The organism is Xanthomonas axonopodis, assembly GCF_001304695.1.
GTDB classification, from domain to species: Bacteria; Pseudomonadota; Gammaproteobacteria; order Xanthomonadales; family Xanthomonadaceae; genus Xanthomonas; species Xanthomonas axonopodis.
This window is the reverse complement of sequence record NZ_JFAQ01000213.1, coordinates 1-944: the sequence shown is the minus strand read 5'-3', so window position 1 is coordinate 944 and position 944 is coordinate 1. Positions and strand designations below refer to the sequence as shown.

Here is a 944-nt window from a genome sequence, read left to right as displayed (position 1 = left end):
TATGCGCAGGTGCATGCTCTCAAGAACGCAGTCGCACCAACCGGCGACCATGCGCTCATTGACGCCTGTACCAGCATGCTAGGTCCTCTAATGCAAGCGGAACGTAGAACCGAAATGGCAACAGAATTCCGGTTCGTGGCTTCGGCTGCCGCAATTGCTGTCGCGGACTATCGCCGCGACGTGGAATCGATGGCGTCGAGCGCCGCCGTCAATTTGTCTAAGCCGAGCGGTTTATGAAGGACAGCCGCAGCCCCCATCGAGAGCGCAGCCGTAGCTATGTCCGGCGATGCATCCGCAGTCATCACAACAACGGACGTTGCTGCCGTTGCCGCTTGGGTTTGCTTCCGAAGTGTCGCGATGAAGGTAACGGCGTTCATGCCTGGCATGTGGTAGTCCACCAGCGCGGCGTCTACCTCCATCGCTTGCAGTGTCTCCAACGCAGAGGTGCCATTGGTGCGCGTGAGCACACTATGCCCCAGCGAGCGCAGCGCCTCACTAATGAAAATGATGCTGGAAGGCGAGTCATCGACGACTAAAACCCACATGGACAATTCTCAATTACCTAAGCATGCGAAACCGGCAGCTGTTCGCAAGGCCGGGCCGGTCAATAAGATCGTGCGCCAGCTTGAGCGCCTGTATTGCATTAACCCGATACGCCAGGAGGTCAACCAAGGTTACTTCCGGTTCGTGATCTTCATCATATGCGGGATCTACTGCTACTCGATCCAGAATACGCCCTACTTGCGTTCGATAACGCTGTTCGCGCTACTGGCGACCTTTTTTTGGGTGTTCATGGCGTGGCGGCGTGTTGGGCCTGACAAAGTTCGGCATATCGGAGCGCTCGCCTACGACTGTCTCATCATCGGCCTGGTGATGGTCGGCATGGGCAGTTCCTTCATGGGTCTGTTCGCGGTGCTGTTGTGGATCGGGATTGGCTGAGGAAT

Annotated in this window: 2 protein-coding genes; one reads left to right on the top strand and one right to left on the bottom strand. The window is 56.9% G+C overall.

Annotation, left to right across the window (positions count from 1 at the left end):
- Positions 1 to 167: 167 nt before the first annotated feature.
- The gene (locus XAXN_RS17215) at positions 168 to 545 is read right to left on the bottom strand and encodes a response regulator (RefSeq protein WP_054320454.1); all 378 of its coding nucleotides are present in this window, start codon (positions 543 to 545) and stop codon (positions 168 to 170) included.
- Here XAXN_RS17215 and XAXN_RS17210 point away from each other — a divergent pair.
- On the top strand, positions 544 to 939 hold the full coding sequence (locus tag XAXN_RS17210; protein ID WP_054320453.1) for a hypothetical protein: 396 nt from the start codon (positions 544 to 546) through the stop codon (positions 937 to 939). The genes XAXN_RS17215 and XAXN_RS17210 overlap by 2 nt on opposite strands.
- The last annotated feature ends 5 nt before the right edge of the window (positions 940 to 944 follow it).

Bases quoted from the DNA above. Each gene is read 5' to 3' on its own strand.
- XAXN_RS17210 (WP_054320453.1), top strand. From the start codon at position 544: ATGGACAATTCTCAATTACCTAAGCATGCGAAACCGGCAGCTGTTCGC.
- XAXN_RS17215 (WP_054320454.1), bottom strand. From the start codon at position 545: ATGTGGGTTTTAGTCGTCGATGACTCGCCTTCCAGCATCATTTTCATT.